General features: G+C 61.7%; 4 protein-coding genes and 1 rRNA gene. 3 read left to right on the plus strand and 2 right to left on the minus strand.

Annotated elements, in window-relative coordinates:
- Positions 1 to 416: 416 nt before the first annotated feature.
- A complete protein-coding gene (locus ABWW33_RS32840; protein WP_353405606.1) occupies positions 417 to 701 on the minus strand; it encodes an SDR family NAD(P)-dependent oxidoreductase in 285 nt (94 codons plus the stop codon).
- 187 nt (positions 702 to 888) lie between these two features.
- Between ABWW33_RS32840 and ABWW33_RS32845 the strand changes: the two genes are divergently transcribed.
- From ABWW33_RS32845 to ABWW33_RS32855, 3 genes are all read left to right on the plus strand, one after another.
- The gene (locus tag ABWW33_RS32845) at positions 889 to 1785 is read left to right on the plus strand and encodes an AraC family transcriptional regulator (protein ID WP_176656079.1); all 897 of its coding nucleotides are present in this window, start codon (positions 889 to 891) and stop codon (positions 1783 to 1785) included.
- 114 nt (positions 1786 to 1899) lie between these two features.
- A complete protein-coding gene (gene asnB / locus ABWW33_RS32850; RefSeq protein WP_353405607.1) occupies positions 1900 to 3789 on the plus strand; it encodes an asparagine synthase (glutamine-hydrolyzing) in 1890 nt (629 codons plus the stop codon).
- Positions 3786 to 4955 (plus strand): glycosyltransferase family 4 protein, encoded by a 1170-nt coding sequence (locus ABWW33_RS32855; RefSeq protein ID WP_353405608.1) that lies wholly within the window; start codon positions 3786 to 3788, stop codon positions 4953 to 4955. Before asnB ends, ABWW33_RS32855 begins: the two co-directional genes overlap by 4 nt.
- A 49-nt stretch (positions 4956 to 5004) precedes the next feature.
- On the opposite strand, the gene rrf is transcribed toward ABWW33_RS32855, so the two are convergent.
- A 5S ribosomal RNA gene (gene rrf / locus ABWW33_RS32860) occupies positions 5005 to 5106 on the minus strand; the annotation flags it as partial.

The following is a 5106-nucleotide window of genomic DNA, read 5'->3' on the forward strand; positions in this document are numbered from 1 at the left end:
GTTCAATCTGAGCCAGGATCAAACTCTTCAGTTTAATCTCTGTTACTTTGCCATTTTCATGGCACCGTCATTGCTGACGGGTCGCTCACTCAAAATACTGACAGGCCACTATTTTCATAGCGCCTATTTCATTACTTCTTGTGAACATTTGATATTTTTTAAGTTTCACGAAACCCGAAGGTTCCGTGTGCACTTCCATCAAACGTCCACACTTATCGACTGTTAATTTTTAAAGAACTCTGTTCGGTACTGCTTGCTGAAGAAGCGTTGTGTTCATCAGCGAAGAGGCAAGATTATGAACTGTTTCGCATATCTCGTCAACCCTCTTTTTCCCCCGCTTCACTCTGCATTTGCACGCACCGTTTTGCGGGGAGGCGAACTATAGCAAAGGCCCGCATGAATTGGCAAGGACTTTCCTAGGCATTGTGAATGATGGCATCCACACGCTTGTGCACGTCTTCGGCGAACGCCAGGAACTCGCGCATCTCGTCCGGCTGCGTGACGTCCAGCGCATACCATTCGGCAGAACCTCCGGCCTTGCGGATCTCAGTGACCAGCGCGTGCAACTTGTTGGAGCGGCGCGCACCGAGCACCACGTGATGCCCCTCGCCCGCCAGCTGGCGCGCCGTTGCCGGACCGCTTCCCCGGCAGGCGCCGGCAATCAGGATAACCTTTCGATGTGTTTGTGTAGCTGCTGTCATGATGCGGTCCTTTCAAAGCAATAACACCAGACTGCATCTTACGGCCCCAGGCGAATGCTGCGAATGCACATGACTATGGACTTATTGCCTAATCCTATAGAACCGCACGACAGCGGTGGCGATGAGCGGAGGAATCATGGATCATTCCTATTCATCAGCGAATTTCGAAGGAGTCGGCGTGGAACGCATGATCGCCCTGCATCAACAACTGGCGCAAAACGAGGGTTATACCCTGACGGCACTGGACGACGTCCGCCTGACCCGCTCCAATTGCAGCACCACCAAGACCCCCGCCATGTCCGATCCCTGCATCGCCATCGTGCTGCAGGGACGCAAGCGCGCCTACTTCGGCAACGACGTGCTGCAGTTCGATGCGGACCACTATCTGGTCGTCGCCGTCCCCATGCCCTTCACCAGCACCACCGACGCCACCGAGGAAGAGCCCTTCCTTGGGTTGTCGATCCGGGTCGACCGCACCACGCTGGCTGACCTGATGTTCACCATCGATCAGACCCAGAACGACACCCCAGCCATGCCCAAGGGTATGATGACCACGCGCATGGATGAGCGACTGAGCGAAACCGTGCTGCGCCTGCTTGAAGCGCTGAGCTCGCCGCTGGAGGCGCGCGTGCTCGGACCAGGCATCGTGCGCGAAATCTGCTACCGTGTGCTGATGGGAGAACAAGGTGCGGCAATGCGCGCGGCGCTGACCAGCCAGGGCCAGTTCGGCCGCATAGCCAAGGCGCTGCGCCGCATCCACGCCGACTACGCGGCCGACATCGATGTCGGCACGCTGGCGGCCGAGGCCAGCATGAGCGTGCCGGCCTTCCATGTTCATTTCAAATCGGTGACGCAGTGCTCGCCGATCCAGTACCTGAAATCGGCCCGCCTGCACCAGGCCCGGCTGCTGATGGCGCGCAGCGACATGACGGCGCAAGCGGCGTCGGCCCAGGTGGGCTATGAAAGCCCATCGCAATTCAGCCGCGAGTTCAAGCGCTACTTCGGCCGCAGTCCCGGCGAAGAAGCCAGCGCCATGCGGCGCTACCTGGCCGTGCAGCCGGCGGAAACGGCAAGATTGCCTTAGATAACGCTGTCCACTTTCGCTCCCGCCATCCACGCTCGCTTGATCGATATCGCCTTCCACGTATTTTGATCCGCTACGATCCGAAGGACCAATCACGAATCGGGACGCTCAATCATGTGCGGCATTTGGGGACTGATCAGCCAGGATGAAGCCGAAAGCAGGCGCGCCGCCTTGGCCGCCGCCTTCCGTTTCATCGACCGGCGCGGGCCGGACGCGCGTGGCGACCAGCAGTTCGCGTTCGGCGGCCACCACGTGCAACTGGCCCACACCCGACTGGCGATCATCGAACTCTCGGCCCTGGGGGCACAACCGATGGCCGACGCCGGCAGCGGCTGGTGGATCGTCTTCAACGGAGAAATCTATAACTACCGCGAAATCCGCGAGGAACTCCGCAGCGCAGGGCATTCATTTGCCGGCGGCAGCGATACCGAGGTGCTGCTGCGCGCCTGGGCCGTATGGGGCACGGATGCGCTGCGCCGCTTCAACGGCATGTTCGTCTTCGCCGCCTTTAACCACCGAAGCGGTGAACTGTGGCTGGTGCGCGATCGCTTCGGCGTCAAGCCGCTGCTTTGGGGCTGGCGCGCGGACGGCGCGTTGACCTTTGGCTCGTCGGCGGCTGGCGTGGCCGAACAAGTGGGCGCCGAGATCGACACCGCCTATTGCGCCCGCGGCGTGCGCTACAAGGCCTACGAAACCGCACAGTCGGGTTCGTCGTTCAAGCAGGTCAAGTCGGTGCCGGCCGGTTGCTGGGTCAAGTTCCAGCTATCCGCCGAGCGCATCGACGTAAGCGAAGGCAAATGGTACTGCCTGACCACGGCGGTAGCCGCGCGGCGCACCGCCCTGGCCTGCCTCGGCGATTCCGCGCTGATGGACGAATGCCGTGCCTGCTTCGACAGCGCGGTGAGCCTCAGGTTGCGCAGCGACGTGCCGCTGGCCGTATCGCTCAGCGGCGGCCTCGACTCGACGGCGATCGCCTGCGCCACGCGGCGCCAGGTGACGCAGCTGCGGGCGTTTTCCTTCGGCTCGCCCGCCGCCCCCACGTCCGAAGGCCCGGCCACCCGCATCATGTCGCACACTGCCGGCATCGACGTCAGCTTCGTCTGGCCACGCTGGAGCAGCCACGAGCTGTGCGACATGCTTGAAACCACGATGGCCTTTCAGGAGGCGCCGTTTTCCGGCCTCAGCCCGATCGCGCAAAACGCCGTCTTCCGTGACACCAGCGCGGCCGGGTTCAAGGTGCTGCTCGGCGGCCAGGGCAGCGACGAGATTTTTGCCGGTTACCGCAAATTTATGCCGATCGCCTTGCGCGCGGCGCTGGTGGCGCGCGATCCGGAAGGCACGCTGCGCCTGCTCTACTCGCTGGCCCTGATGCTGGTGCACGAAGCCGGACAGGCGCGCATGTATATGCAAAATCTCGCCCGCTACAATGGCAAAGGCAAGGCGTTCAGCCTGCTCGCCTGGGAGGCGGACACGCAAAACCTGTGGGGCGAATCCGACCTGTCGCTGTCCGATCGCCAGATCGCCGATATCCAGCAGTGGAGCCTGCCCACCTTGCTGCGTTACGAGGACCGCAACTCCATGGGCTATGGCGTCGAGAGCCGCCTGCCCTTCCTCGATTACCGGCTGGTCGAATTTGCGCTGGCACTGCCAGCCCGGCTCAAGATCGCCAATGGCTTTGGCAAGTGGGCCTTACGCCACATCACCAGCGACCTGGTCCCTGACCTGATACGGCTGAACCGGAAAAAACGCGGTTTCGACGTGACCCAGGACTGGATCGCGCAGGGCCTCGGCGCCAGCTTGCGCGCGCGCATCTTCGACCATCGGACAGCCTTGGGTGGCGCGCTGAAATCGGGTGCGCAGCTCGACGCGCTGCTGTCCGATGCAGCGTTGTCGCAATCGCCGGATCTGCTCGACGAAGCCTTGCTGCTGGCCTGGCTCGTCAAGCCGACGCGGACACCGGCGGTGATGCCCCCGCAAGCATCCCGGCAGGAGGCATGGACATGAGCAAAGTCTGTCACTTCTCATCCGTACATCGCGGGCTGGACATACGCATCTATCGCAAGGAATGCGTGTCGCTGGCGCGCGCCGGCCATGAGGTCCATCTGGTCATCGATGCCACCGCGGCCGAGGTTGCGGAAGCGGCTGCCGCAGGCGTCACGCTGCATCGACTGGTGGCGGCCAACGGCGGCGGGCGGGTACGGCGCATGCTGCTTCAGGCCTGGCGCACTTACAGGATCGCCAAGGAACTCGATGCCCAGATTTACCATATTCACGATCCCGAGCTGATCCCCTACGGCGTGCTGCTGGCCAGACAGGGCAAGCAGGTCATCCTCGACCTGCATGAGGATCTGAGCGCCGACATCCAATCCAAGCAATGGATTCCTCTGCCACTGCGCCATGCCATCGGCGCGGTGGCGCGCGGCGTCGAACACTTTGCGGCGCGGCGCTGTGCCGCCGTGGTTGGGGCCACGCCGTATATCGGGGCATTGTTCGAACACAGCGCCAAGCGCGTGGCGGTGATTCATAACTACCCAATGGTCGGCGAATTGGCTACCGCACCTGCCGTCGCGCACAGCGCGCGCGACAGTGTCTGCTATGTGGGTGCGATCAATGAAATGCGCGGCATCCGGCAAATTATCCAGGCGCTCGACATGTCCTCCTGCAAACTGCTGCTGGCGGGACGATTCGACTCCGCCGCCCTGCGCGACGAGCTTGCGGCGTATCCGGGCTGGCGCCAAGTGGAGGAATGCGGTTTCGTCGGCCGGACGGACGTGGCAGACATCATGGCGCGCAGCTTTTGCGGCCTGGTCACCCTGCGTGCCGAGCCGAACTTTATGAACGCGCTGCCGATCAAATTGTTCGAATACATGTCGGCAGGTTTGCCGGTGATCGCCTCCGACTTTCCGCTGTGGCGCAGTATTGTCGAAGCGGCCGATTGCGGCTTGTGCGTCGATCCGGATCGGCCGGGTGAGATTGCACGCGCGATCAACTTCTTGCAGTCCAATATGGCGCTGGCGAAAAAGATGGGCGCCAACGGCAGGCGTGCCATCGAAAGCAAATACCGCTGGGATCACGAAGAAACCAGCTTGCTGGCGCTGTACCGCGAGATATCGCAAGATGCACTCGAACGGAAGCAGCTTTCAAACGAAAAAAACCCCCACCTGCACTGAACGCGATCTTGAACGCGCTCAGGCTGATGGGGGTTTTTAGGTATAACTAGCCTGACGATAACCTACTTTCACACTGGTTGCAGCACTATCATCGGCGCAGAGTTGTTTCACGGTCCTGTTCGGGATGGGAAGGGGTGGGACCAACTTGCTA

Source organism: Duganella hordei, from assembly GCF_040369125.1.
Classification (GTDB): Bacteria; Pseudomonadota; Gammaproteobacteria; order Burkholderiales; family Burkholderiaceae_D; genus Rugamonas; species Rugamonas hordei.